Below are 25,711 nucleotides of genomic sequence, written 5' to 3' on the forward strand. Positions count from 1 at the left end.
GTCCTCAGTGGATAATGACTCAGCGGCCCAGATGGGCCACGGTGGCAATTTCAATCAGGGCGTCCGGTTTTACCAATCCGCACTGAATGCAGTAGCGTGCCGGTTTGTCGCCGGGGAAATACTCGGCATACACCTGATTGATGGCGGCATAGTTTTGCCAGTCGGTGAGGAATATCGAGTTAAAGGTCACGTCGTCCATGCTGCCGCCGGCGGTTTCAATCACGCTTTTGATGGTCTCAAGCACGTGACGGGTTTGCGCCGCCGCGTCACCGACGTGTACCACGTTATTGTTCTTATCGAATGCCAGCGTGCCCGAGACGTAAACCACGCCGTTGGCCAGGGTGCCGGGCACGAAAGGAGCCAGCGGTTTGCCGGTGCCCGGCGGGGTAATAATGGTTTTTGGCATAGTGGTGCTCCTGGAGAAAATTTAATTTTGGTTAAAGGCGGGCAAAACTCATGCCGTCTGGCTGAGCGGGGCGGCGAGCACATCACAGAAACTGTCGACATCCGACACCCAACCAAAGAAGGTTTCGATGTTGTACAGCGCCGCCTGCTGGGCGAACGGTGGCCCGGCCTGGTGGGTGGCGTCAGCCAGCACGATGCCGAAATATTCGAGGAAAAAGCCGTCGCGCAGCGTGGATTCCACGCAGACGTTGGTGGCAATGCCGGTAAACACCAGATGATGAATACCATACGAGCGCAGCAGGCTGTCGAGCTGTGTGTTAAAGAAGCCGCTGTAACGCGGTTTCGGGATCAGAATGTCGCCGGGCTGCGGTTGCAGTTCGTCAACCAGATCGTAATCCCAGTCGCCCTTGGCCAGTAGCTTGCCCATCAGTTCCGGGCGTTTACGCATGGTTTTCAGCGCGTTGGATTTATGCCAGTTGGGGGAGCCCTGGCCACCGGCTTCGATGTACTGGTTATCCCAGCCATTTTGGAAAAAGATCACCTTGATTCCGGCGGCACGGGCAGCACTGATGGCGCGTTTGATGTTGGCGATCACCGGGGCGGTGGCCGAGACATCAAAACCGGCGAGATCCAGATAGCCGCCCTGCGAAGCGTAGGCATTTTGCATATCGACCACGATCAGCGCGGTTTCCTGTGGTGCAAAGACGATAGCCTCCGGACGGGCAGGCAGGGTAAGGGTAACCCCGGCCTGTGGTGACTGGCGGCGCACTATTGGTTGGTTTTCAACAATTTTCATTATGCTACCTCGCGGCTTGTGGCAGTCTGTGGGCAAACGTCGGCGCGACTTTTCATCAGTGGCTGGATGCGCTCGCCGAAGTCTTCCACCCCTGTGACGAAATCATCGAAGGTCAGTAACACACCTTCGGTACCGGCGACGGTGGCGATTTCATCCATCATGCGCGCCACGTTGGCGTAGGAGCCGACTAGCGTGCCCATATTGATATTGACGGCGGAGGTGGGATCCGCCATCTGGCGTACGTTGGTGTCGGCACCGGATTTGGTGTCCTTGCCGCTTTGCTCCGTCAGCCAGGCCAGGGCTTCGGTATCGGCCCCCGCTTTATAGCTTTCCCATTTGGCACGGGCGGCCTCGTCGGTTTCATCGGCAATAATCATAAACAGTACGTAGCAGGCCACGCTGCGGCCTTCGCTATCCGCCGCAATTTTTAAGCGTGCTGCGGTTGGCGCAAAGGCGGTCGGCGTGTTGACGCCCTTGCCGAAGCAAAAGTTGTAATCGGCATATTTTGCCGAGAAGGCCATGCCCGCATCGCTTTGTCCGGCGCAGATCACCTTGATGTCCGCCTGCGGCTGCGGGCTGACGCGACAGTCGTCCATCTGGAAGAACTCGCCTTTGAAATCGGATTTACCGGTGCCCCACAGATCACGCAACACATTGACGTACTCCGCCAGATAGTCGTATCGACGGCCGAAGTAATCGTCGCCCGGCCACATGCCCATCTGCTCGTATTCCGGCTTCTGCCAACCCGTCACTACATTCAGGCCAAAACGCCCGTTGGAAATGGAGTCAATGGTGGAGGCCATACGGGCGACGATCGCCGGTGGCATGGTTAACGTGGCTGCCGTGGCGTAGATCTTGATGCGTGAGGTGACGGCGGCCAGCCCGGCCATCAGGGTGAAGGATTCCAGGTTGTGGTCCCAGAACTCGGTTTTGCCGCCGAAGCCGCGCAGTTTGATCATCGACAGCGCGAAGTCGAAGTTGTAGTGCTCGGCCTTCTGCACGATGGTTTTGTTGAGTTCAAACGTCGGTTGGTACTGCGGGGCATTGCTGGAAATCAGCCAGCCGTTGTTGCCGATCGGGATAAATACGCCAATTTTCATTTGAACACCTCGGTTGCTAGTGGGACGGATCATGCGTCGCCTGAATGCTTTCTGCAGGCGGCGCTGGATACGGAGGCTTTTGCAAAGGCGGTGCCAGTTTTGAAAATGGCTTATTTATCAACGAATTTTTTTAAGGTGTAATTTTTTTTGTTGAGTGAATGGTCTAAAACAGACCATTTGGTCAAAAATAGCTGCACAAAAAACAGGCGAGGCTGCGCGTTAAAGGTGCAAATAATCACTCGAAAGGGGTAGGCAAAAGCGTGGGTTTCACCCAATGGCTTTGTTATGCTGGCCCGAATCAGGTTGCGCCAAGGAGTCGCAGTGAAGCCACAAGCCCTTAAACCTCCCACGCGCCGCTCGCGTGCGGTGGCTGCAAAACGCAGCACCATTATGGATGCGGCGCTGGAGTTCTTCTCGCTGTACGGTATTCATGGCACCAGTCTGGATCAGGTGGCGGAACGCGCCGACGTCTCCAAAACCAATCTGCTGTATTACTTCCCTTCCAAAGAAGAGCTGTATGTGGCTGTGCTGAAAGGCATTCTTGATGTATGGCTGGCACCGCTTAAAGCGCTGCGTGCCGATCAGGAACCCTTGCAGGCCATTCGTGAATATATTCGGCTGAAGCTTGAGGTATCCCGTCATCATCCGCAGGCTTCACGGCTGTTTTGTCTGGAGATGATCCAGGGGGCGCCTTTATTGAAACTGGAGCTGCAGGGCGGGTTGAAGGCGCTGGTGGACGAGAAGTCCGCCATGATTGAGCGCTGGATTGCCGAAGGTCATATCGCGGCGGTAGATCCGCACCATCTGATCTTCATGCTGTGGGCAACCACTCAGCATTACGCTGATTTTTGGGTGCAGGTAGAAGCGGTGACCGGCAAGACCCTGGACGATGAGGCGTTTTTTCAGCAGACGGTGGAGAACGTGCAGCGGGTGATTGTCGAGGGTATTCGGCCGTGCTAAGCGCCAGGAGCGGAAAGGGGGATAGCGGACTATCCCCCAGCAGCGTCTTAAGCGGTTTTCTTCTTACGCAGGAACACGTAGGACAGGCCGAGCACCACAAACCACAGTGGCGTGACGATCAGCGCCTGGCGGGTATCTTCGCGCAGCGTCAGCAGCACCAACACAAAGGCGAAGAACGCCATACAGACCCAGCACATCAGTTTGCCGGCCGGCATCTTGTAGATCGATTTCTGGTGCAGCGCCGGGCGTTGTTTACGGTAAACCAGATACGAGCACAGGATGATGGTCCAGACAAACATAAACAGGATCGCTGAGACGGTGGTCACCAGCGTGAAGACTGTCATCACGTTCGGGATCAGGTAAATCAGCACCACCCCACCCAACAAACAGATACAGGAGAAGGTCAGGCCATTAGCCGGTACTGCTCGCTTGGACAGGTGGGAAAACGACTTGGGTGCATCGCCTTCCTGTGCCAGACCGAACAACATACGGCTGGTGGAGAACACACCACTGTTGGCGGAGGAAGCGGCGGAAGTCAGTACCACAAAGTTGATCACGCTGGCCGCGGCAGGCAGGCCAATCAGCACGAACAGTTCCACGAACGGGCTCTTATCGGCGACCACGGAACTCCATGGCGTGACTGACATAATCACGATCAGGGCGAACACGTAGAACATGATGATGCGGATAGGAATCGAGTTAATCGCGCGCGGCAGCACTTTTTCCGGGTCTTTGGTTTCAGCCGCGGTGGTGCCCACCAGCTCAATGCCGACAAAGGCGAACACTGCAATCTGGAAGCCGGCGAAGAAACCGCTGATGCCTTTCGGGAACATGCCGCCGTCATTCCACAGATGTGAGAACGAGGCGACGGTGCCGGTAGGCGACTGGAACTGCATAGCGATCATCACCAGCCCGGCGATGATCAGCCCGACAATGGCGACGATTTTGATCATAGCGAACCAGAATTCCATCTCACCAAACATCTTCACCGTCGCCAGGTTCAGGCCCAGCAGCAGCAGGATACACAGCAACGAAGCGATCCACTGTGACAGTTCGGGGAACCAGAACTGCGCGTAGGCGGTGATCGCCACCACGTCGGCAATACCGGTGACCACCCAACAGAACCAGTAGGTCCAGCCGGTAAAGAAGCCGGCCCAGGGGCCGAGCAGATCGGCGGCGAAATCGCTGAAGGATTTATATTCCAGATTGGAGAGCAGCAACTCGCCCATGGCACGCATCACGAAGAACAGCATAAAGCCGATAATCATGTATACGAAGATGATCGAAGGTCCGGCCAGGCTGATGGTTTTGCCGGAGCCCATAAACAAACCCGTACCTATAGCACCGCCGATGGCAATCAGTTGAATATGTCGGTTAGTTAGGTTTCGCCGTAGATGATCTTCTGATTCTGGCGCGGCCTCTGTGGCTATTTTAGAGTGATCTACCATCTTATGATGTCCTGTTTTACCTGTCATGAGTGAAATAGCGAGCTCTGAAGTGGCTCTTTTTTATACGATTATCCGGTTGGCCCGGCTTTAGTAAGGTAGTGCAATAACGCCACCTTCGTGCAACATATTTACAACATTTATGCGAGGGATAAAAGTCGATTGTTCTTTACACTGCGGAGACAAATCGGACGTCTTGGGGGCGGAAGATTACTCTGGGTCTTAGCAGATTAACAGCCCTAATGTGGCTTATCTTATTGATAAAACAGGGGGTTAAAAATATCGCATGAGAAAAACTAATGCGTGTAAGCGTTTTGCATTTGGGGAACGGAGGTGAATAAGTTAACACCTTGAGTTGTTAGCACTGTGGGTAGCATCCTTGAGGTTTAATTAATTGATTACGGGGTTGGATTTAATAAAAAATATAAATTAAATCAATTTTTTAGCGGTTTTTTTCTTCATGGTTTTTTAACGATTAATACCTGATTGAGACTCTTCCCACAAAAATTGCCTCCTTTCAGGAGGAATTTGCCGTTAAGTGATCTGGCGCAAGGTGGGCTTCCGATCTCAACCTTTCGGGTGTGGTACAGCCAGCTATTTCCTGCAAAATTGATAATGGGACTTCGATTGAATAAGCCGATTGCCTTGGGAGCATGATATATGCCGGACGTAGTGGGAAGTGTCTGGATGCCGGAAGTCTATCGAAAAGTGTTGTTGGCTTTCTGTAAAATGAAAACAGCCATCGATAAAGTTATTGAGAAAGATAAATGCGCTGTAGGTTTGAGTAATGTAGTTATCACTCAGCTCAACCATGCCTTCCTGTTTGGCAAGATTGGTGTTCGGGCAGAGGGTAACCTAATTATTGACCGTAGCCTTCCGGGTTGTGAAAACCACGCGTAACCATCGAGCCACCTTTAGGTGGCTTCAGACTGATGACAAACCTCATTCCTGCCCAGAGCGAGTAGAGGCCGATAAATAAAAATCAGGAAAATCAATTTATTGATTTTCGGCTGCTCACCACAAAGCAGGAAAAACCACGCTTTTTCCTGCTTTGTCAGCAACCTAGAGCCACCTTTAGGTGGCTTTTTACTACCTTAGCCATAGTATCGGCCAGTCTGGTATTGATAGTCAGGTCAAAACACCCGACTAACCAATATCAGAGCCAGCGCCCAAATCCCGGCGGACAGCGCACTGGCGCAATAGACCTGCCTCAGGGGCAATGTAATGATGCCGGCCACCAACGGCACGCTGTAGCGCATCACCGCCAAAAAACGCGAGATAAACAACAGTGGCATGCCTTTTTTCTGCAGTGCGGTTTGTGCCCTGTGCAGTGGTGCATGAAATCTGACCGGTAACCCTTTGAGTGATCCCCGGAGGCAGAACAGCGCGCCACAATGGAAGGACAAAACGGAGCCGAGTAAGGCGCCCAGGGTAATCGCCCCCCAGACATGAACGTCGGGGAGCACGCTTTTACCGGCAACGATGCCCAGTATTAGCGTGACCGACGCGGGTGGCAGCAACGAGGAAATAAAAATCACTGACTTTCCCAGCGAAAATAAAAAGATAATCAACAACAGGAATTCAGGTTCCGGGCTGTATTTGGCAATAATTTGTGTGAGTTGTTCCATCGGCCACCTTTGAAAATGTATCCTCTGGTGACCAGTTTCCCATTGATAACCTCAATAAATGGTAAATTAGGTTTTGTTAACTGAATAGGTTCATCCTGATGAGATAGCGCGGTTACCCTGATGGTTCGCTTGAGATAAAAACAAGGAAGGTAACAATGTTAAAAGTGATTGCTGAAGATTTTATCAAGCTCGATTGTGTTGAAACGGTGATGCCGCTGTATCAGGAACTGGTGCAGAAAACCCGGCAGGAGCCGCTTTGTCTCTCCTATGAACTGTTTATCGATCATCAGGACGCGGGGCATTTTATTTTTGTCGAAGAGTGGCCCGATCGCGCCGCGCCGGACGCCCATTGCCAGACGGAACATTTCAGGCGTTTGGTACCGTTAATCAACCAGCATCAAAGTAAACCCTGCACCTTCCTGTTTATGCAGCCATTTGCCTTGGTGAAGGGCTAAGGGAGCAAAAAAATCCCCGCAGAGCGGGGTTAATGGCTTCTCAAGCACTGTCTTGTAATGATTAAAAATTAGACTGCGAATGATTACCATTCATTAAGAATGTTCCTAAAAGGATATTGCCGCCTGACGCGCCCGGTTTACCCCACTTTGTTGGTAGTCAAAGGAAGGGGCTTCGTGTCGGTTTAATCCATGGTGGACGATGGCCTTCACCGCCTGACTTGCCTGCGGATTTTTCTGCGCAATCTGCCGGGCGAGATTCAGCGACTCCTCATATGCGCTGCCCTCGCTGATGCGGGAAATAGCCCCCTGTTGCCAGGCTTCCTGTGCGGTGATGATCCGGCCGGTCAACAACCAATCGAGGGCGATGTAGGGTGAGATGCGCGCCGGCAGCCGTGAACACTCTCCCTGCGCGGCTATCAATCCCAGCCCGGTTTCCGGGAAACTGAATTGCGCGTTGCGGCTGGCGACAATCAGGTCGCAGGCCAGTGCGCGTAACGAAACCTTCTTCCTGTGGTTGGCGCAGATGGTTCATAAAACGCTGCGTGAGGCATTAATATCGGTAAACGACGAGGCAATCAAAGATGTGCTGACTCTGCGCGAAAAGGATATTTTGCGCTGGTGCAGCGAAGGTAAAACCTCGGAAGAAACTGCTCAGTTAATGGGGCTGAGTGAACGGACGGTGAATTTCCACATTGGCAATTCGATTAAAAAGCTTTCGGTGGCCAATAAAACCGTCGCCACGGCGAAGGCGGTGTATTTACAGCTTATTTAACCGCGTTTGAAATAGTTAATCGGCTATCCGTTAGAAATGTGATGTTTATATTTTGTTAAATAAGGAATTATCCTGGTCAGTATTTACCGCCGATCACAAAAGCGCGAATAAGCGGTTCACCCGTACTCTTCCCGGCAGTACCCTGTAGGCACCAAGGTTGCATAGAAGGGATGTGATATGTACAAGACTATATTAGTGCCGATAGATATTGAAGAAGATCTGTTGACCGAGCATGCGCTGGAGCATGTTGAGTACCTGGCGAAAATATCCGGTGCCAAAGTGCATTTCTTCCATGCGCTGCCGGATGCTTCGGCATTCGTTACCGCTTATTCTTTCGGTATCAAGGAATTTGAGAATCAGGCGGAAGTGAAAGCGGTAGATAGGCTCAAGAAGATCATGTCGGAAATAGACATTCCCCTGGATCGCCTGGATTACACCATCAGCTTTGGTTCGCCGCGCGATGAGGTGCTGCAGTTGGCGGAGGAGATCAAGGCCGATCTGATCATCATCGGCTCGCGTCGCCCGAGTGTAAAAACCTACCTGCTAGGTTCCAACGCGGCGGCCATTGTGCGCCATGCCAATATCTCGGTGATGGTGGTCAGGTAATCCCGTTAAATCAGGCCCGCAATATTGCATTGCGGGCCTGATTCGTTCATCGGCAGAGCGCCACAATCTCGTCATACAGCGTCTGCTGCAAGCTAATGCCGTGCTGCTCACTGTACTGTAGGCGCTCAAAACGCCGTTCCCCCGGAATACGTGTCCCTTGATCACTCAATCCGCAAATAAGACTTCTGCCCTGGCCAAATGCACCGTCTTGTCCGCCCCCAGAAAACGATCGGGATCCATCGCGATAATCAGCTCACCGCCGTAAGGGGAGGAGCCGGTTTGCCGATCGTAGGCCAGTGATTCCTTACTGGTCATATCGCCAATCAACGGCCCGGCGCTCAGTTCGACCATCGCCGCCAGCGCCGACCCCTTATGACCGCCAAAGGTCAGTATCGCCCCTTGCAACACGCTCGCCGCATCGGCGGAGGGTTGCCCCTGGCGATCGATGCCCCACCCCGGTGGCAACGGCTTACCGGCGCGGCGATGCAGTTCGGTTTCACTGCGTGCTGTTGCGTTGGTGGCCATATCGAAAATAAAGGGTGGTCGCTGAGGACGTGGCCAACCGAAGGCAATCGGATTGGTACCAAACAGCTGCCGGGTTCCTCCTGCCGGCGTGACCCAGACATGGTTGGGGGTATAGGCCTGGGCCACCAGCCCCTTGTCGGTCAAGGGTTCGATATCGGCCCACAGCGCCGAGTAATGCACATGCCGAAGGTAAACTGCAACGCATGGCGGAGTATGGTGTGAGCAGCCAAGCACTGAACGCCGCGCAGGTTACCTTTGTGCTTAACCCTATGCTGAAAACGCTGGCGACACGGGAAACGCTATTGTGTCGTTGTGAGGATGTGCCGCTGCATCAGTTAAGTAGATTAGCCGATTGGACGGCCGCCAAGTTGAGCAGCCGCTGTGGCATGGGTGCTTGCCAGGGCAAGATTTGTGCGGCGGCAGCGCGCCATTTGTTCGGCTGGCCACTGCCGGTCCCACGGATCCCCCTGACGCCAGCCAGGGTGGCTACTCTGGCTCGGTTGGGCCATATCGAGCACGGCGGATAAGCCTGCTACACTCAGACATAGTGACCAGAAAGATCGGGCGGACAACGGATGATAAATGCACTGATTACGCTGGGGCTGTGCCTGCTGCTGATACCGCTGCTGCTGTGGCTGATTGGTCGGGCATTATCGGCCGCAAAAGATAAAAAACCGGAACAGAATAAAGCTAGGCCGAGGACCGGCATGCCGCACGGTGATGATGAATAATCCCCGGCGGTAAGCAGTGTCAGTTGAGCTAAGTGCCAGCCTCGACAACGCTGAGATTACTGTGGCCAGTAATAGGTTTTCTCATGCCAGCCTTTGCCATACATACAAGCTTCGATAGTCGCCGTTCGTGCCTCTTCATTGCGATCGTTTTGCACCGTTTTAAACGAGGGTTGTTTATCGTAACGGTAGCCTTTCGGGCAGTCTTTTTTGTCTTTCTCGCAGCTGTGGTATTGGTTCTCGTAGCTAAACTCAAAGTCACGTACCACATCGGGAGGAAACCGCTCGTATCCCCGCCCCTTGCATTCTGCATACTCCGCATCACGGGTGGCGTTGCCGGCGCCAGCGCGTTCCCATTGGGTACAGGCGGTCAATGTTACTAACGGTAATAAAATCAAAAAGCTATACTTCTTCATGGTATTCCTGACTCTTCCTTTCGTCCTAAATGCACACGCTGAGAATTTTCTCAGGTGGAGCCTGAGTGTAATAAACTGCTGCTAAAATTGAAAATGATAATAGTTATTGTTTAGATGGGGTTGAGGTGAGGCTGGTGGCAATGTGTGAGGAAGATGCCTTGTTGATAAGTAGAATAATACTTATTTGTTATCATGTTCGTGCTAATTTTTTTTCTGTGTTTTTTTATTTTTTATTGTTTATTCATTAAGATATTTGCCTAAGGATTTATTCTTATTATTTGCTGTATAAGGATATTTGTACTCTGCGTAATTAAATTGAGTTTTTTTATATTGCTTTTTATAAACAATCAAGATTAAAAAAAATATTGAATATGTCGGTAATGAGATTGCAATTCAGGTGTAAATTTTTTAGATTCAGGATCGATGAATGACTGTCATGGTGATGAAGACATTAAAGGGATTTATATTTTGGCGAACAAACCTAAAACACTTAAAGATAGTGGTGATTTACCTTCATTATCAGAGGATTGTGAACGGCTGAGAAATCTTTCTGATGTCGGTGATTCATTGGGTTATGGCCGTACTCGCTTCTATCAATGGTGTCGTGGCCGCGGTTTTCTTACTCTTATGAATGCACCCTCTACGGAGATGATTAACGCAGGTTATATGGTGACTACGCTGTCAGAAAACGGTTACTCGCGGGTTTATGTGACGGAAGATGGTTTTAACTATGTGGGTAAAGCCTTTCGCGATGACATACAAAAACGCATGGTCAAAATTTAGAAAAACCATAAAATTTTTATTATTTTCAATATACTGTATACAGAATATTCTTATCTCTACGGACTGCCTTGCCTTGTAGCAATAGAGTTGGCGTGGGTAAGATTATTCCGGCTCTTTTTTTCTCAGCCCACTGGAAGTTATCCTATTTTTCTATTGGTGATACCCCGGTGCTACAGTCAGTGGCTATTCTCTTGCTAGTATGAGGGTTGGTTTATTTCAGGAGCAAAGGATGAAGCATTACGCCGCGTTACTTGTTACCACCGTGCTATTGTCTGGTTGTGCCACCCAGGCCGTTCCGCTGCAGCAGGCCGAATCACCGCCGCCCAGCCGGTTGCTGCTTTATCAGAATGTGCCACAAACGCCATTTGCCACCATAGTGGTGGTACGCGACAGCGGGATGCTGGCGGGAAGTTGCCGGACTGGGGTTTATATCAACGGCGAGTTCGCCGCCTCGCTGGCATCCAAAGAGAAGGCCGAGTTTCGGGTGCCGGTAGGCAATAACGAAATCAGTATTGGGCAGGATATGATCGAAAACAGCCTGTGTATCTGGCGTGATACCAGCGGGCGGCTGCCAATGACGCTACGCGCCGGTGAGAGCCGCTATTTCCGCGTTGCCGGTGATATGCAGCGTGGGTTTGTACTGCAGGCCGGTAGGCCTTAAGCCTGGCGGGGGGACTATCAGCGCCGCTGCCACCATTCTCCTGGAGGGAATGGTGGCAGCGGCGATAAGGGCAGGCCGGAAGGGTGACAGATTATTGACGGTAAGCGTGCTTAATCTGTTGGATGCTGTTTTTAAAAATTTCGGCCTGGGTCGGGTCTTCAATCTGCGCAATAAAGCGCTCCATGTTGATAATGACTTTCCCGGCATCGGCCTGACCGATCGATTTCAGGATCAGCGTCAGCGTGGCTTTAAGGCAGGCAACTTCTGTTGCTAGCGTTTCCGGGTTTGCAGACGTAGTGAAATCAACGTTGCTCATTTTCTCTCCTGGTTTTTGAGGCCGAAGCCTGAAACAAAATGCATTTTGATGCGCACCCACACCGATATCATTCACTCGAACCTGCAGATGCGTATTTAACTGGGCGCGGAGTATAGCATAGCATGCAGCTATCCATCTGCACTGATAGCGCTGTCGTAGTCCGTACCATTAACTGGAGTCAGTTCCAGGGTTTAAGCGACTTCACATTATAGTGCATACTCACTATTGATGAATTAATCGGCTTGCTGAACAATACCGCCAAGTTATTTTTTTTTGAGTTAATAAGTATTTGTCTGGCAGGTTATTGTTACCTTGCTCCTGTTATTTAAATGATCAACATTAGTCTCTGGCCTGACGTTGGCTTGGCATGGATTGAATAATTTCTTTTGCAATGAATTTCGCCATGTGAGATAAAGATAATCTTGCCATTTTGTGTTGTTTCAATAAATTACAAGCTGGTCATGCCGGTGTTAGTATTATCTGTGTTGCGATTGCTTACACTGGTTTTACCTGCGGGTTAGGTTAGACGCACTATCATGAGGTCAGAGGCCCGCATGGTAATATTCATATCGTCGGTTTTTTATCGACAAACAACGGTTTTATCGGGCTGCCTTGGGTGACTAAAATTCAAAAATTTGGCCCATTGCGCAAAGTTAATCGGGAGTAAGTATTAATCTGTGTTCATTCTTGGCTGAAAAACAAGTAATATCTCTGCCTATAACAGCGGCTGATTGCGTTACTCCCTTCTTTTTGGAGATTTTTCCTTGATTAGCGTTCTTCTTGTTGATGACCACGAACTGGTGCGCGCAGGGATACGACGCATTCTTGAAGATATCAAAGGTATAAAAGTTGTCGGGGAGGCCCAGTGCGGTGAAGACGCCGTGAAATGGTGCCGTGGCAATGCTGTAGATATCGTTCTTATGGATATGAACATGCCGGGTATTGGCGGGCTGGAAGCCACGCGCAAGATTGTACGCTATGCGCCCGACGTAAAAGTCATTATGCTGACAATCCATACTGAAAATCCATTGCCGGCCAAGGTAATGCAGGCGGGCGCCGCAGGCTACCTGAGCAAGGGCGCGGCGCCACAGGATGTGGTGAATGCCATTCGCGCCGTGCAGGCCGGGCAGCGCTATATCGCGTCCGATATTGCCCAACAGATGGCATTGAGCCAGTTGGAACCGCAGACGGAAACGCCGTTTAGTTGCCTGTCTGAGCGCGAACTGCAGATTATGCTGATGATTACCAAAGGCAAAAAGGTTAACGAGATCTCAGAACAACTGAGTCTCAGCCCCAAAACGGTGAACAGTTATCGTTACCGCATGTTCAGTAAGCTGAATATCAGCGGTGATGTTGAATTGACACACCTGGCTATCCGACACGGATTGTTCAATGCGGAGACTTTGTTAAGCAGTGAGTGACCGTTTTGATGCCAAAGCATTTCTAAGCACCGTAACCAGCCAGCCCGGCGTCTACCGAATGTACGACGCCTCTGGCACGGTTATCTATGTCGGTAAAGCCAAAGATCTGAAAAAACGCCTTGCCAGTTACTTCCGCCAGCAGGTGGGAAGCCGTAAAACTGAGACGCTGGTTAAAAATATCGCACAAATAGACGTTACTGTTACGCACACCGAAACAGAAGCGCTATTACTGGAACATAACTACATAAAGTTATACCAGCCTCGATATAATGTTCTTTTGCGAGACGATAAATCTTATCCGCTGATCTTCCTCAGTGCGGACAGCCACCCGCGGTTGGCCGTGCATCGTGGTGCCAAACATGCCAAGGGGGAGTATTTCGGCCCATTCCCCAATTCCTATGCTGTGCGTGAGACGCTGGCGCTGCTGCAGAAACTGTTCCCGATACGTCAGTGCGAGAACAGCGTATACCGCAACCGCTCGCGCCCTTGTTTGCAATACCAGATCGGCCGTTGTCTGGGACCTTGTGTCGCCGGGCTGGTGAGTGAAGATGAATATCGTCAGCAGGTGGAGTATGTTCGCCTGTTCCTGTCTGGCAAGGATCAGCAGGTACTGCATCAGTTGATTGAAAGGATGGAAATCGCCAGCAAGGCGTTGAACTTCGAAGAGGCCGCGCAGATACGCGATCAGATCCAGGCGGTACGCAGGGTGACTGAGCGTCAGTTCGTGTCCGGTAACAGCGACGATCTGGACGTGATCGGCGTGGCATTCGAGGCAGGCATGGCCTGTCTGCACGTACTGTTTATCCGCCAGGGCAAAGTATTGGGCAGCCGCAGCTACTTCCCCAAAGTGCCAGGCGGCACCGAAATGAGCGAAGTGGTGCAGACGTTCGTCGGTCAGTTCTATTTACAGGGTAGCCAGATGCGTACCTTGCCGGCGGAAATCCTGTTGGATTTCACTTTGCCGGAAAAAGACCTGCTGGCCGAGTCGTTGTCTGAACTGGCCGGTCGCAAAATCCAGATCCAGAGTAAACCGCGAGGCGACCGTGCTCGTTACCTTAAACTGGCGCGTACCAATGCCGCGACAGCTCTGACCACCAAGCTTTCCCAGCAGTCGACCATTCATCAGCGACTGGCCGAGTTAACTAAGGTGCTGAATCTTTCCGAGATTAACCGCATGGAATGCTTCGACATCAGCCATACCATGGGTGAGCAAACTGTAGCTTCCTGCGTGGTGTTTGACGCTAATGGGCCGCTGCGTTCCGAGTATCGTCGCTATAATATCACCGGCATTACGCCAGGGGATGACTATGCGGCGATGGCGCAAGTGTTGAAACGCCGCTATGGTAAGGCTCTGGAAGAGAAAAAAATCCCCGACGTTATCTTTATTGATGGTGGCAAGGGGCAGCTTGGTATGGCGATTGACGTATTTAACTCGCTGAACGTGAGCTGGGATAAAAACAAACCCTTGCTGATCGGTATCGCCAAAGGAGCAGACCGTAAAGCCGGGTTGGAAACACTTTTCTTTGTACCTGAAGGTGAGGGGATTGCTTTGCAGTCGGATTCACCGGCGCTGCATGTGATCCAGCACATCCGCGATGATTCACATAACCACGCGATCACCGGGCATCGGCAGAGAAGGGCAAAAGTAAGAAATACCAGCGCGTTGGAGCTGATCGACGGCGTTGGACCAAAACGGCGACAGGTGCTGTTGAAGTATATGGGCGGACTTCAACCATTATTGAACGCCAGCGTTGAGGAAATTGCAAAAGTGCCGGGTATTTCACAAGCATTGGCAGAAAAGATCTACAATGCATTGAAACACTGAGGGCAATGTAGCAACATACTCTTAATTCCCACTCCAGCCAGATAGTTACCCTAGCATTATGCAATTGAATATACCGACTTGGCTTACTCTGTTTCGCGTAGTTCTGATCCCATTCTTTGTTCTGGCATTTTATCTGCCGTTCACCTGGGCTCCGATGGTTTGCGCCGTCATCTTTGTGTTTGCTGCCATAACCGACTGGTTTGATGGTTTCCTCGCCCGCCGCTGGAAGCAAACTACCCGCTTTGGAGCCTTCCTCGACCCGGTCGCGGACAAGGTGATGGTGGCGGTGGCACTGGTGCTGGTGGCGGAACACTACCACGTCTGGTGGATCACTCTGCCGGCGGCGACCATGATTGCTCGTGAAATTATCATCTCGTCACTGCGTGAGTGGATGGCGGAGATTGGTAAACGCAGCAGCGTAGCGGTGTCCTGGATTGGCAAAGTAAAAACCATGGCGCAAATGATGTCGTTGGTCGGTCTGCTTTGGCGTCCGGACCGCACCGTTGAGTATGTGTCTTTTGGTTTGTTGTACATTGCTGCGGTGCTGACTTTCTGGTCAATGTTCCAATATTTGAACGCTGCCCGCAAAGATTTGCTGGAACCCTGATCAAAGCGCTGCAAAAATCGTCAAACAAACGTAATGAGCCAACAATTTTATTGACTCATTACGTCAGGTAAGTAGAATGCATCGCATCAGACGGCAGCAGTGATTTGCCGAAAGATAGCAAAAAAATCAGTAAGTTCTGATTAATGCGGGAATAGCTCAGTTGGTAGAGCACGACCTTGCCAAGGTCGGGGTCGCGAGTTCGAGTCTCGTTTCCCGCTCCAAATTTGATAAAGCTGGTGTTTTACGAGCTTTAGCCTGAAAAAGGTAAACAGAATTTAGGCGCGTTAACAAAGCGGTTATGTAGCGGATTGCAAATCCGTCTAGTCCGGTTCGACTCCGGAACGCGCCTCCAATTTTCCCGAGCCCGGGTGGTGAAATCGGTAGACACAAGGGATTTAAAATCCCTCGGCTTATGGCTGTGCGGGTTCAAGTCCCGCCCCGGGTACCAGGAAAATAAATTCAAGAATAACAAGCAATAAGTAGTAATGTCGTGACCGCCGGAAGGCGGTTTTTTTGTACCCGAAATCACCTTTCAGAACATCTTCAGAAGATGCTTTCAGAAGATAAAACCTGAAAGCAGCATAAATATTCATCCTTTCTGATTACCCACCACCGGCACTATTTTCACTTCGGGTTATTGCGGCTGGAAAAGGGTTTGCACTAGGTTTCGGCCGGGCTGTGTCCAACTCTGGCGCGCTGATAGCCGAAAGTGGTTACGAATCCCTGCCTGCCGATGGGATTTATTCGCAGTTTATTTTGTACCGTATCCCGCTACCGAACACTGAAGGTTACACGGGAACCGGCGTAATATCTGCGGGAACTATACGACGGTTCCTGACTGGCTGCGCGTCCGGTTCGGGAATGACTCATTCCTGACAGATGCTGTTTGGATCAATCACGGTGGTACGGCTGTCAGTGACCCAAGCAATTATCCGATCAATACGACGATTGCAGGATTTCGCGATAATCAGTGGCACATTGCAGCAATCGAGGCGACGAGCTCGCATCATCGTTGGGAGCATGACGGCGCACTATTACAGCAGAAAGAGATCCAGATCCCGGCTAAGCCGTTCTCAACGGCTGCATCGCGCCAGTTGATCGTAGGTGGCGCAGGCAACCCATTGAGTAACGGTTTTCAAGGGGACATTACCGCGAAAATAATCGTCCCCGGTGCGCTGTCGGTTGACGCGAAAAACACGCTCTATGCGCGATTCAACGCGTTAAAAGCCGAGTTGATGGGGTGATTATGAAAGCCGGGATTGATCCCGGCTCATTAATTTAAATCGACAGTGTGCGCCCCAGCGGTGCGCGCTCACACCACCTATCTTTATACGCCTCCGTCGGCTTGCCGAAGGAATAGCGCATCTCCTTTCCTTCCTGTTCGCATAACTCGTATGCGGCCCGAACGTTTAACCAGGTGACAATCGTCCCAGGGCAAAATCCGTTATGTTCACGGTCATATCCACCATTCACATAATCAAAGCAGATCCATCTTGGACTGTCAGTGCGAGTAATTAATTGAAAAGCACACGGCTTGCCGTTATAGAACAGCACAAAACCGAATATCATTTCACGCAGCGACGTTATCATTTCCATCATCTGACGCTTGTTTCCGGGCTCCCGGTCCCAGCGCTTGGCATACAACTCAAAGTAAATGTCTACAATTTGAGCTGGTGTTAATAATGCTTGGTCTACTATTTCACCACCTGAATTCAGGAATTTTTTTAGCTCGCGGTTCCGGCTGTTTTTTGTTGATGATGAATATCCACCTTTGCCGCAGGTTTTAGCCAGACAAATTTCACGCTGACTATTAAGCGAAAACGTAGAGTTCAATGTTGAACGGCCGTTTAAGGACGATAGGATTTTAGAGCGATAAGGGATCACTGTCTTAACGCTGCTGCTAATTGGTAAAATCATTTCGTCTTTGTTAAACGGGAACATATCAACCCCGATTTTTTTCGACTGACGTCCGACGATAGCGATCTCTTTTCTTCCATTGGTACACATACCGCCGAGTAGTGAGCCATTGGAATCCCGCTTGATGTAGTATTTATGGCGTAAGTTAAGTTGACGTTGCATAAAAGATAAAACGTCAGGGTGAGTTACAAAACTACCGCCATAAAGGCAATAACATGTTCTATATTCTTCTGCTGTGCCTATGCGCCAACCAGACGCATAAGAAATAAATTTCCGTATCATAAATTAGTTAGTTTCCTATATTATACTGAGCCATTATATGCTAAAAGGCCTTGATCTTTGAAGTGCTATTGTTCGACGTGGTCGCTTGGAAACGTCCAATATTACGATGGTCGGTCACTTTTTCATCTTGGGGTGTTTTGCAGTTTGACGGGAGTATCCAATAAGGAATTAAAGGTAACTTGGCATTCGGCCGGTTATGCATGTAATTGTTCGGAAGATGGGGGTTAGTCTTGCTCTAACTAGATGATTTCTAAATGTGAAGTTATTAATCCATGTTCCGAATTTTTAAACAACCCATTGTTTTTTAAGATGTTAACGCTGAATTTAAAATCCCTCGGCTTATGGCTGTGCGGGTTCAAATCCCGCCCCGGTACCAGGAAAATAAATTCCAGAATAATCAAAGCAATAAGTAGTAATGTCGTGACCGCCGGAAGGCGGTTTTCTTGTATCTGGCCCCCGTTGAGCCATACCTCCCTGATATCCCTTTATTTTATTCGTGCGCAAATAATTTACAGTCACCCAAACGACAACAATCATTCTGGCTTGGCGCAATACCCGGCGGTTGAGCCGGGGTTGTGCTTATCTATCTCTCCTGAAAGTCTTGGTCGCACTAGTGAATACCAAACGGCGGGGCTAGATCAGCGCTACAGTTCGCTACCCACATAATGGCCACCACGGCGGCGATAGAGAGAATGGTGCATAGATCCGATTTTCGCATGCAGTTCCTTAGCGGCCAGTGACACCAATAACTTCGATTGCCGCCCTGTGCAGCTTTTGGCAATGGTCATCGGGTTGTGTTTCGATCTCTTTGATCAAATAGGCGAGAATGCTTTGTTTGCTGATGGGCTTGTTGGCGGAGAGCACCTGAATAACGCCCTTGCCGAGCAGGTTGTAAATTTGTTCACGGTACGTCTCGACATCTTTATCGTTGAGACCGTAAAGGGAGTAATCGATCATGGAATTTTACCGCTGATGAAATGTAAAGTGCCAGCCGAAGCTGGCAGAGAAGCCATATAAAAATTAAAGTTGTGCAAATGCCACTTAGGTCACTACCTAAGTGGCATGTTAACGATAACGTAGTAAGAATATTCCTATCAATAGGGTGGAGCAATCTGGATGGCTAATTAGGAAAATCCTCAGACGATAACCAGAGTTAAGGCTTGTTCTGTGGATTTAATCTTCCGCTTGCGCACCGAGGCTTTCTGGCATTAACTGTGCCAGCAACAGATCCAGCGTCAGCATCAGCCCATAGCGTGCGGCACTCCCACCACTCAGGGGCAGGACCTTATCTGCCAGGGATGCCAGAGTGCTGCCTGCCGGGGTCAACGCGATGCGATAAGCGCCAGTGGCACCGGCTAACCTGGCGGCATTGAGCAAATCGCTATTTTCCCCACTCAGCGAGAGTAGTATCACGCACTGTTGCGTACTCAGGGTGGAGGCCGTCATGCGCATCAGTGCCGGATCCTGGCAGGCAAAAGCGGGATAACCCAAACCCACCAGGCGTTGTTGCAGTTCGTTGATGTACAACGCCATGCTGTTTACGCCAAAAATATGCACGCTTTTGCACTGGCTCACCTGTTTACTGGCGTCTATTAATGCCGAATGTTCTACCTGTTGCAGTTGTTGATGCAGCGTGGTTTCTACGTCATTGACGCGCTGCAGCCACAAACGAGGTGGCCCATTGGGGGTTGTCTGGGCAGCCAAGTAGCGTGATCCGCTGACGCTTGCCTGTGCCAGCTTCATGCGCAGATCGCGAATATCATCACAGCCTATGGTTTTGGCGAACCGAGTGATGGTTGCCGGGCTAACCCCTGCCTGACTGGCCAGCAACTCTATCGTAGCGGAAGAAGCAAAGGCGATATCGTCCAAAATGGTCTGTGCTACCTTGGCTTCCTGTTGGCTGAGTTGGTTTTGCCGCGCACGGATTTGATAGACGATGTCGCCGATATCTTCACAACCGATGGATTTGGCGAAGCGACTCAAAGTCGTGGGGCTGACACCGGGCAATTTACCGATATCGGCAGCGGACGAGAAGGCGATATCCATGCCGCCCAGTACCGGTTGCGCCACGGTGGCTGGCTGGCTTATTGGTAAAGGCTGAGTGCGCATCAACGAGATAAAGTCGTTAAGATCCTGACAACCAAGAGACAGGGCAAAATGCGTGACGATCTCGGTACTGACGCCAGCCCGCTCTGCCAACTGTTCAATAGTCGCGGTTGAAGTGAACCCGGGATTGTCCAGGATAGTCCGGGCAATTTTTGCCTCCTGACGGTTGAACGGATCCTGACGGAACTGAATGTGGTAAACGAGATCCATAACTGCAGTGTCCCTTCTGTGTGCCAACCGATGCCCGGTGCTTCAAACTAGCCTGTTTTTCGCACGCTATAAAGCCCTGACTGGCAGAATAAATTAATGAAAATAATTTTCAATGCACTCTGTTGTAAAACACGACACTCATCTCGGTGTTGATTTGTTGTGTCTTTATCTTTTTGTTTTTAAATGATTTTAAAATGTTATTGCGATTATTAAACCAAAAATTAGATCGTCGATCACAGTGTTGAAAAAAATTTTCATGATAATTTTTTTTTAATCGATTGTTTTTAAATGATTAAGTAAAAATCATAATCGAATCGTATGGATTTAAGGTATTTACAAGCGTGTTACGGAGTTGTTTTATATTTGAACAGCCGTGGTGGCTAACAACCGGGACACTGAAAAATGCAAACAATCGTCTTATGCTGTGCCGCAGGAATGTCGACCAGCATGTTGGTACAAAAAATGAAAAACGAAGCGCAAAAACGAGCGCTGGATATCGAGATCGAAGCCGTTCCGGTGGCAGACTTTGAACGCATCCTGGGGTGGGCAGACATTGTCCTGTTGGGGCCGCAGGTGAAATATGAACATGCGCGGCTGGCCGAACTGGCTGCGCCATTGGGAAAAGCCGTGGCGGTTATCGACATGATGGATTACGGCACCATGCGCGGCGATAAGGTGCTGGACAAGGCGCTTAGTCTGCTGGCCTGATAAACACTCTGGGGACGTAGTTCCCCATATTCATTTATTTATTGATTTACCACGGGTTATTTCATTAACCCGCGGTGGGATCGCCGTGTCTGGAATCAGGACGGGGGAGGTAATGATGGATTTGGAAACTAGTGTGATGGAATTGCTGGTTCATGCAGGTAGTGCGCGTAGCTCGCTGCTTTCTGCATTGCAGTTAGCGCGTCGCGGTGAATTTGAAGCCGCCAGCGCCAGGCTGGAAGAGGCGAAGGCCGATATTGGCCGGGCGCATGGCATGCAGACGGAGCTGATTGGCATGGATGAAGGCTGTGGAAAGGTATCGGTCAGTTTAATTCTGGTGCACGCGCAGGATCATTTGATGAATGCGATGCTGATCCAGGATCTGGCCACTGACATGATCGAACTTTATCGTCGTTTACCCCAGGGGGCAGGCAATGACTAAAATCACCGTAATAGGCGGGGGCAGCAGCTACACGCCGGAGTTGGTCGAGGGATTGATCGCGCATTTTCAGGATGTGCCGTTAACCGAGCTGGCGCTGGTTGATGTGGAGTCCGGCCGCGAGAAAGTGGGCATTATTGCGGAGCTGACCAAAAGAATGCTCAAGCGCAATGGGCTGGAGCAGGTGGTGGTTTCGGTACATTTCACGCTGGAGCCGGCCATTCGCGGTGCCAGTTTTGTGCTGACCCAGCTGCGAGTGGGGCAACTGGCAGCCCGCGCTGCCGATGAGCGTCTGGGGTTGAAATATCAGCGTCTGGGCCAGGAAACCACCGGCGTCGGCGGTTTTGCCAAGGCGTTACGCACCATTCCGGTGATGCTGGAGGTGGCACGCGTGGTGGAGGCGGTGGCGCCTAATGCCTGGATTATCAACTTCACTAACCCGGCTGGGATCGTTACCGAAGCCGTTTCCCGTTACAGCAAGGCGAAGATTATTGGTTTGTGCAACGTGCCGATCACCATGCACCACATGATCGCCGATATGATGAAAGCGCCGTACGATCAGGTAGATCTGCGGTTTGCCGGGCTGAACCATATGGTGTGGGTGCATCAGGTGACGCAAAGCGGTAAGGATGTGACCGCCAAGGTGCTGGAAATGTTAAGCAATGGCGAAACGCTGTCGATGAACAACATCAAAGACCTGCCGTGGCCTCCGGCATTTCTGCAGGCTCTGGGGGCAATCCCTTGTCCGTATCATCGCTATTTTTATCAGACTGCCGGCATGCTGGAAGAAGAGCTGGAAGCGGCTGCCGCGCAGGGCACCCGTGCAGAGCAGGTGATGAAAGTAGAAGCAGAGTTATTTGCCTTATATGCCGACCCGACACTGGATAAAAAACCGGAGCAACTGAGTTTTCGCGGGGGGGCCTTCTATTCTGAGGTGGCGGTCGAATTGATCCGCGCAATTCACAATAACAGCGGCAAGGTGCTGGTGGTGAATACTCGCAATAACGGTGCCATTCAGGGCTTGCCCGATGATGCGGTGATTGAAACCAACTGTGTGATCGATGCACAGGGCGCGCATCCGCTGAGCTTCGGCCCGTTGCCAATGGCCATGAATGGACTGACTCAACAGGTTAAAGATTTTGAACGCCTGACCATAGAGGCGGCGGTGCATGGCGATCGTCAGAGTGCGCTGTTGGCGCTTGTGGTGAACCCGCTGATTGGCGGTGTCGGCATTGCGCAACCCTTACTGGACGAAGTGTTGAGCCTCAATCAGGCCTATCTACCGCAGTTTAATTAAGTCGATATTCCATAATAACAATCACGACGACCGGCTTTGCCGGGCAGGGGGGATGATGGCGGGTTTAAATAACATTCTGGAACGTTACGTGTTGCCGACGGCGTTAAAAATTGCTGGGCAAAAACATATTTTGTCGGTGCGGGACGGCATAATTCTCAACATGCCGTTTATGTTAATCGGGTCGTTTTTCCTGATCTTCGCTTATTTACCGATCCCCAGCTACGCCAATCTGATGGGCGAGGTGTTTGGTGCGGCGTGGCGGGACAAGTTGTTGTATCCGGTCAAGGCGACCTACGACATCATGGCGATCATCTCCAGCTTTGGCATTGCCTACCGGCTGGCGGAAAAATACCGTGGGATGGATCCGCTCAGTACCGGTGCGGTTTCGCTGGTGGCGTTTATCATGACTATTCCCCAGCATACGCTGTTTTCACCGGTGAAAGGGGCCGCAGAGCAAATTGTTAAAGGCGTGCTGCCGATGAATTTTATCGGTAGCCAGGGGCTGTTTGTGGCGATCGTAGTGGCGCTATTATCGACGGAAATCTACCGTTTTGTGCATAACCGTAATCTGGTGATCAACATGCCGGAAGGGGTGCCGCCAGCGGTAGCCAAATCCTTTCTGGCCTTGATCCCGGGGTTCTGCGTGCTAGCAGTGATTTTGCTGCTGCGTTTGATTGTTGAGGCTACGCCGTTTGGCGATATCAACACCATGATCGCTACGCTTATCGGCATCCCGATGCATCACGTGGGTGGAACACTTCCCGGAATGATTTTCTCGGTCATTCTGATCGGCCTGCTGTGGACGCTGGGGCTGCATGGCGACGCTATCGTACTGGTGTTTATTCAACCGGTGTGGCTGGCGAATATGTCAGAAAACCTGGTGGCGTTTCAGGCCAATCAGCCGATCCCGCACATCATTACTCAGCAATTTTACGATTTGTGGATTGCGCCCGGCGGGACGGGAGCGCTGTTGGGGCTGGTGATCTTTATGCTGTTGCGCAGCCGTAGCACTCAGATGAAACAGTTGGGGAAAATCGCCGCACCGGGTTGTCTGTTCAACATCAGTGAACCCATGGTGTTTGGGATCCCGTTGGTGATGAATCCGTACTTCTTCCTGCCGTTTATTCTGACGCCGGTGGTGCTGGTGATCGTGACCTACAGCGCGATGGCAACCGGGCTGGTGACGCCTCCGGTCGGCATTGCCTTACCGTTCACTACGCCGATTTTCATTAGTGGCTATCTGGCAACTGGCGGTCATATTTCAGGAACGGTGATCCAGGTGGTCAATCTGCTGATTTCAATGGCGATTTACTATCCGTTCTTCCGCGCCTGGGATAAGCAAAAATACCGCGAAGAAAATCAGGCGGCGATGCCAGTACAAAACGCCGTGACTGATGAGCAACCGCAGATGCCATAAAACGGACGATTCCAGTAACGGTGGTCGGATACTGCCGTTACTGGAGATAAACGAAAACAACGCCACACATGAATTGTTACATCATAACAGCACTAATTTCACCCACCGTGGCAACGCCGGCCTAAATTGCCTGTCAGATAACCATTCCAGCAGCAGGAGAGAGAAAACTCTCAACAATAACCTGTATCTGGCAAGGGTATGAATTCACTTTGGCAAGAATGGTATCAATAATGCAGAAGTTCCGACGCTGGACCCAGTTGCAGGTCTCTTTCTTTATCGCTTTTTATCTCGGTGTGTTACTCAATATCCCCATATTTTACCGCCGTTATCAGCAACTTCATTATGACAACTCCTTGTCGATCGGCATTGAGGTGCTCGCCGCCTTCTGCCTGGTGTGTTTTATCACGCTATTGATCTCGTTTTTGGGGCGCAGGCTGTTCCGTGTTTTGGCATCGTTACTGGTGTTGAGTTCGGTTGCCGCCAGCTACTACATGGTGTTATTCCACGTTGATATTGGCTACGGCATTCTGGCGGCGGTGATGACCACTGACGTTGACTTGTCCAGGGAGTCGGTAGGCTGGCATTTTGCCGTGTGGGTGGTGTTGGTGAGCCTGTTGCCGATGCTGCTTATTTGGTTGGCCCCGATGCACGAAGCGACTTATAAGAAAGGAAACGGCTGGGCGTGGTGCAAGAAGGGCGGCATTATGCTGAGCGCCGCACTGCTGTGCTGGCTCCCCCTGAAGCTAATGGGGCAGGTACAGGATCGTCACGATCGGGAAAGTAATCAGTTGATGGCCAGTTATGGTGGGGTGGTGGCCGGCAGTTATTCGCCGTCCAACTGGCTTTCTGCCTTGGGATTGTTGACCTACAGCTCATACAGCCAGGCGGAAGACAGCCGTAATCTGTTTGATCCGGCGGCGCACTTTACCTATCAACCGCCAAAAGACGTGAATGATCTGTACGTGGTGTTTGTGATTGGCGAAAGCGCCAGACGCGACCACATGGGCATTTATGGCTACCAACGCGACAACACGCCGAATCTGGATAAGGAAAGCAATCTGGCGGTGCTGCAGGGCTATTCCTGCGATACCTCAACCAAGCTCTCGTTACGTTGCATGTTCGTGCGTGAAGGCGGAGCGTCAGAAGCGCCGGAACGGACCCTGAAGGAAATGAACGTATTTTCCGTGCTGAAAAAGCAGGGTTTTTCCTCTGAACTGTTCTCAATGCAGAGCGAGGCCTGGTTTTATAACAAAACCCAGGCGGATGATTATGAGTTGAGAGAAAGTATTCAGGCGGAAAAACGTAATGCCGGTAAACCTGTGGATGATATTGCGCTGATTGACGAGTTAAAGGATTCGTTAGGTCGCCACCCGCAGGGCAAGCATTTGGTGATCCTTCATACCAAGGGCTCGCACTATATGTACACTGAACGTTATCCTCGTGCTTTTGCCCGCTACCAACCGGAATGTCAGGGTATTGATGATACTTGCTCTACGCAATCAATGATCAACTCTTACGACAACAGCCTGCTGTATACCGATTACGTCCTTGAGCAGGTCTTCAACCAGTTACGTAATCGTAATGCCATCGTGTTTTACTCCTCGGATCATGGTGAATCGATCTCGGAGAATATGCATTTCCACGGTACCCCGCGTGACCATGCACCGCAGGCGCAGCGCACCATTCCTATTATGGTCTGGGCATCCGACAAGTTTCTTAGCCAGCCCGACCATCAGGCGGCTTTTAATCAGTTAAAGGCGCTGCAGCAGGCGAAAACGCCGGTTTTCCACGAGAAACTGTTCGACAGTATTCTGGGCTGTATCGGTTACACCTCGCCGGACGGGGGGATAGTGAAACAGCATAACTGGTGCCAGGTTAACTAAACCAAC

Annotated in this window: 27 protein-coding genes, 3 tRNA genes and 3 pseudogenes; 21 read left to right on the plus strand and 12 right to left on the minus strand. The window is 50.9% G+C overall.

From position 1 onward, the window contains the following. Nucleotides 1–19: 19 nt before the first annotated feature. The 3 genes from rutC to rutA are packed head-to-tail and all read right to left on the minus strand — an operon-like array spanning nt 20 to nt 2,301. Nucleotides 20–406, minus strand: a complete 387-nt coding sequence (gene rutC, locus ACUTQ5_RS07785; protein ID WP_445650780.1) for a pyrimidine utilization protein C — start codon at nt 404–406, stop codon at nt 20–22. A 48-nt stretch (nt 407–454) separates the two neighbouring features. Then, on the minus strand, nt 455–1,201 hold the full coding sequence (rutB, locus tag ACUTQ5_RS07790; protein WP_445650781.1) for a pyrimidine utilization protein B: 747 nt from the start codon (nt 1,199–1,201) through the stop codon (nt 455–457). Next, on the minus strand, nt 1,201–2,301 hold the full coding sequence (rutA, locus tag ACUTQ5_RS07795; protein ID WP_445650782.1) for a pyrimidine utilization protein A: 1,101 nt from the start codon (nt 2,299–2,301) through the stop codon (nt 1,201–1,203). Before rutA ends, rutB begins: the two co-directional genes overlap by 1 nt. Before the next feature lie 285 nt (nt 2,302–2,586). On the opposite strand from rutA, the gene rutR reads away from it, so the two are divergent. Beyond that, nucleotides 2,587–3,261, plus strand: a complete 675-nt coding sequence (rutR, locus tag ACUTQ5_RS07800; protein WP_445650783.1) for an HTH-type transcriptional regulator RutR — start codon at nt 2,587–2,589, stop codon at nt 3,259–3,261. 47 nt (nt 3,262–3,308) lie between these two features. Here the strand turns inward: rutR and cycA are convergent, their stop codons facing one another. Further along, nucleotides 3,309–4,709, minus strand: coding sequence for a D-serine/D-alanine/glycine transporter (gene cycA, locus ACUTQ5_RS07805; protein ID WP_445650784.1), 1,401 nt, complete (start codon nt 4,707–4,709; stop codon nt 3,309–3,311). Nucleotides 4,710–5,366: 657 nt separating this feature from the next. On the opposite strand from cycA, the gene ACUTQ5_RS07810 reads away from it, so the two are divergent. After that, complete coding sequence (locus ACUTQ5_RS07810) at nt 5,367–5,606, plus strand: hypothetical protein (RefSeq protein WP_445651156.1); 240 nt, start codon at nt 5,367–5,369, stop codon at nt 5,604–5,606. Nucleotides 5,607–5,839: 233 nt separating this feature from the next. Here the strand turns inward: ACUTQ5_RS07810 and ACUTQ5_RS07815 are convergent, their stop codons facing one another. Continuing rightward, nucleotides 5,840–6,334, minus strand: coding sequence for a DedA family protein (locus tag ACUTQ5_RS07815; RefSeq protein ID WP_445650785.1), 495 nt, complete (start codon nt 6,332–6,334; stop codon nt 5,840–5,842). Nucleotides 6,335–6,489: 155 nt separating this feature from the next. Here ACUTQ5_RS07815 and ACUTQ5_RS07820 point away from each other — a divergent pair, with 155 nt between their 5' ends. Further along, nucleotides 6,490–6,789, plus strand: a complete 300-nt coding sequence (locus ACUTQ5_RS07820; protein WP_445650786.1) for a putative quinol monooxygenase — start codon at nt 6,490–6,492, stop codon at nt 6,787–6,789. A 105-nt stretch (nt 6,790–6,894) separates the two neighbouring features. Here the strand turns inward: ACUTQ5_RS07820 and ACUTQ5_RS07825 are convergent, their stop codons facing one another. Continuing rightward, nucleotides 6,895–7,314 (minus strand): enoyl-CoA hydratase/isomerase family protein, encoded by a 420-nt coding sequence (locus ACUTQ5_RS07825; protein WP_445651142.1) that lies wholly within the window; start codon nt 7,312–7,314, stop codon nt 6,895–6,897. Between ACUTQ5_RS07825 and ACUTQ5_RS07830 the strand changes: the two are divergent. Then, nucleotides 7,268–7,561 (plus strand): annotated as a pseudogene (locus ACUTQ5_RS07830) (LuxR C-terminal-related transcriptional regulator); the annotation flags it as partial. The gene ACUTQ5_RS07825 and the pseudogene ACUTQ5_RS07830 overlap by 47 nt on opposite strands. A gap of 177 nt (nt 7,562–7,738) precedes the next feature. Beyond that, nucleotides 7,739–8,167 (plus strand): universal stress protein, encoded by a 429-nt coding sequence (locus ACUTQ5_RS07835; protein ID WP_261095199.1) that lies wholly within the window; start codon nt 7,739–7,741, stop codon nt 8,165–8,167. Nucleotides 8,168–8,213: 46 nt separating this feature from the next. Here ACUTQ5_RS07835 and ACUTQ5_RS07840 read toward each other — a convergent pair. Next, a pseudogene (locus ACUTQ5_RS07840) lies at nt 8,214–8,878 on the minus strand (Ldh family oxidoreductase); the annotation flags it as partial. 68 nt (nt 8,879–8,946) lie between these two features. On the opposite strand from ACUTQ5_RS07840, the pseudogene ACUTQ5_RS07845 reads away from it, so the two are divergent. Beyond that, nucleotides 8,947–9,219, plus strand: a pseudogene (locus ACUTQ5_RS07845) (FAD/NAD(P)-binding oxidoreductase); the annotation flags it as partial. Between the two features lie 48 nt (nt 9,220–9,267). Next, the gene (locus tag ACUTQ5_RS07850; protein WP_445650787.1) at nt 9,268–9,423 is read left to right on the plus strand and encodes a hypothetical protein; all 156 of its coding nucleotides are present in this window, start codon (nt 9,268–9,270) and stop codon (nt 9,421–9,423) included. A gap of 56 nt (nt 9,424–9,479) precedes the next feature. Here ACUTQ5_RS07850 and ACUTQ5_RS07855 read toward each other — a convergent pair whose 3' ends face one another. After that, nucleotides 9,480–9,836 carry a hypothetical protein gene (locus ACUTQ5_RS07855; protein ID WP_445650788.1) on the minus strand — a complete coding sequence of 119 codons (357 nt, stop codon included), beginning with the start codon at nt 9,834–9,836 and terminating at the stop codon, nt 9,480–9,482. A 423-nt stretch (nt 9,837–10,259) separates the two neighbouring features. Here ACUTQ5_RS07855 and ACUTQ5_RS07860 point away from each other — a divergent pair, with 423 nt between their 5' ends. Then, nucleotides 10,260–10,619: a hypothetical protein gene (locus tag ACUTQ5_RS07860; RefSeq protein ID WP_445650789.1), complete on the plus strand. Its 360-nt coding sequence runs from the start codon at nt 10,260–10,262 to the stop codon at nt 10,617–10,619. Nucleotides 10,620–10,848: 229 nt separating this feature from the next. Beyond that, on the plus strand, nt 10,849–11,280 hold the full coding sequence (locus tag ACUTQ5_RS07865) for a hypothetical protein (protein WP_445650790.1): 432 nt from the start codon (nt 10,849–10,851) through the stop codon (nt 11,278–11,280). 91 nt (nt 11,281–11,371) lie between these two features. On the opposite strand, the gene ACUTQ5_RS07870 is transcribed toward ACUTQ5_RS07865, so the two are convergent. Continuing rightward, nucleotides 11,372–11,596: a DUF2594 family protein gene (locus ACUTQ5_RS07870; RefSeq protein WP_020826235.1), complete on the minus strand. Its 225-nt coding sequence runs from the start codon at nt 11,594–11,596 to the stop codon at nt 11,372–11,374. 764 nt (nt 11,597–12,360) lie between these two features. Between ACUTQ5_RS07870 and uvrY the strand changes: the two genes are divergently transcribed. The 7 genes from uvrY to ACUTQ5_RS07905 all read left to right on the plus strand — a co-directional run bounded on the left by uvrY (nt 12,361) and on the right by ACUTQ5_RS07905 (nt 16,693). Next, entirely contained in the window at nt 12,361–13,017 is a 657-nt protein-coding gene (uvrY, locus tag ACUTQ5_RS07875) for a UvrY/SirA/GacA family response regulator transcription factor (RefSeq protein ID WP_012006273.1), read from the plus strand. Further along, nucleotides 13,010–14,842, plus strand: a complete 1,833-nt coding sequence (gene uvrC, locus ACUTQ5_RS07880; RefSeq protein WP_445650791.1) for an excinuclease ABC subunit UvrC — start codon at nt 13,010–13,012, stop codon at nt 14,840–14,842. Before uvrY ends, uvrC begins: the two co-directional genes overlap by 8 nt. A 58-nt stretch (nt 14,843–14,900) precedes the next feature. Beyond that, a complete protein-coding gene (gene pgsA / locus ACUTQ5_RS07885; RefSeq protein ID WP_017892379.1) occupies nt 14,901–15,449 on the plus strand; it encodes a CDP-diacylglycerol--glycerol-3-phosphate 3-phosphatidyltransferase in 549 nt (182 codons plus the stop codon). A gap of 145 nt (nt 15,450–15,594) precedes the next feature. Beyond that, nucleotides 15,595–15,670 (plus strand) — tRNA-Gly (locus ACUTQ5_RS07890). Nucleotides 15,671–15,727: 57 nt separating this feature from the next. Next, nucleotides 15,728–15,801: transfer RNA gene (locus ACUTQ5_RS07895), tRNA-Cys, on the plus strand. A 10-nt stretch (nt 15,802–15,811) separates the two neighbouring features. Continuing rightward, nucleotides 15,812–15,897: transfer RNA gene (locus ACUTQ5_RS07900), tRNA-Leu, on the plus strand. Nucleotides 15,898–16,570: 673 nt separating this feature from the next. Beyond that, the gene (locus ACUTQ5_RS07905) at nt 16,571–16,693 is read left to right on the plus strand and encodes a hypothetical protein (protein ID WP_445650792.1); all 123 of its coding nucleotides are present in this window, start codon (nt 16,571–16,573) and stop codon (nt 16,691–16,693) included. 34 nt (nt 16,694–16,727) lie between these two features. Here the strand turns inward: ACUTQ5_RS07905 and ACUTQ5_RS07910 are convergent, their stop codons facing one another. The 3 genes from ACUTQ5_RS07910 to ACUTQ5_RS07920 all read right to left on the minus strand — a co-directional run bounded on the left by ACUTQ5_RS07910 (nt 16,728) and on the right by ACUTQ5_RS07920 (nt 19,964). After that, nucleotides 16,728–17,648, minus strand: coding sequence for a GNAT family N-acetyltransferase (locus ACUTQ5_RS07910; protein ID WP_445650793.1), 921 nt, complete (start codon nt 17,646–17,648; stop codon nt 16,728–16,730). A 726-nt stretch (nt 17,649–18,374) separates the two neighbouring features. Then, on the minus strand, nt 18,375–18,605 hold the full coding sequence (locus ACUTQ5_RS07915; protein WP_445650794.1) for a hypothetical protein: 231 nt from the start codon (nt 18,603–18,605) through the stop codon (nt 18,375–18,377). A gap of 216 nt (nt 18,606–18,821) precedes the next feature. Beyond that, the gene (locus ACUTQ5_RS07920) at nt 18,822–19,964 is read right to left on the minus strand and encodes an SIS domain-containing protein (RefSeq protein ID WP_445650795.1); all 1,143 of its coding nucleotides are present in this window, start codon (nt 19,962–19,964) and stop codon (nt 18,822–18,824) included. Nucleotides 19,965–20,366: 402 nt separating this feature from the next. Between ACUTQ5_RS07920 and ACUTQ5_RS07925 the strand changes: the two genes are divergently transcribed. From ACUTQ5_RS07925 to eptB, 5 genes are all read left to right on the plus strand, one after another. Further along, the gene (locus tag ACUTQ5_RS07925) at nt 20,367–20,672 is read left to right on the plus strand and encodes a PTS sugar transporter subunit IIB (RefSeq protein ID WP_445650796.1); all 306 of its coding nucleotides are present in this window, start codon (nt 20,367–20,369) and stop codon (nt 20,670–20,672) included. Between the two features lie 112 nt (nt 20,673–20,784). Further along, a complete protein-coding gene (locus ACUTQ5_RS07930; protein WP_445650797.1) occupies nt 20,785–21,111 on the plus strand; it encodes a PTS lactose/cellobiose transporter subunit IIA in 327 nt (108 codons plus the stop codon). Further along, nucleotides 21,104–22,405 carry a 6-phospho-beta-glucosidase gene (locus ACUTQ5_RS07935; RefSeq protein ID WP_445650798.1) on the plus strand — a complete coding sequence of 434 codons (1,302 nt, stop codon included), beginning with the start codon at nt 21,104–21,106 and terminating at the stop codon, nt 22,403–22,405. Before ACUTQ5_RS07930 ends, ACUTQ5_RS07935 begins: the two co-directional genes overlap by 8 nt. Before the next feature lie 55 nt (nt 22,406–22,460). Continuing rightward, nucleotides 22,461–23,822 (plus strand): PTS cellobiose transporter subunit IIC, encoded by a 1,362-nt coding sequence (gene celB, locus ACUTQ5_RS07940; RefSeq protein ID WP_445651143.1) that lies wholly within the window; start codon nt 22,461–22,463, stop codon nt 23,820–23,822. A 230-nt stretch (nt 23,823–24,052) separates the two neighbouring features. Next, nucleotides 24,053–25,705 carry a kdo(2)-lipid A phosphoethanolamine 7''-transferase gene (gene eptB, locus ACUTQ5_RS07945; RefSeq protein ID WP_445650799.1) on the plus strand — a complete coding sequence of 551 codons (1,653 nt, stop codon included), beginning with the start codon at nt 24,053–24,055 and terminating at the stop codon, nt 25,703–25,705. The last annotated feature ends 6 nt before the right edge of the window (nt 25,706–25,711 follow it).

It is taken from the genome of Serratia sp. NA_112.1 (assembly GCF_052691715.1).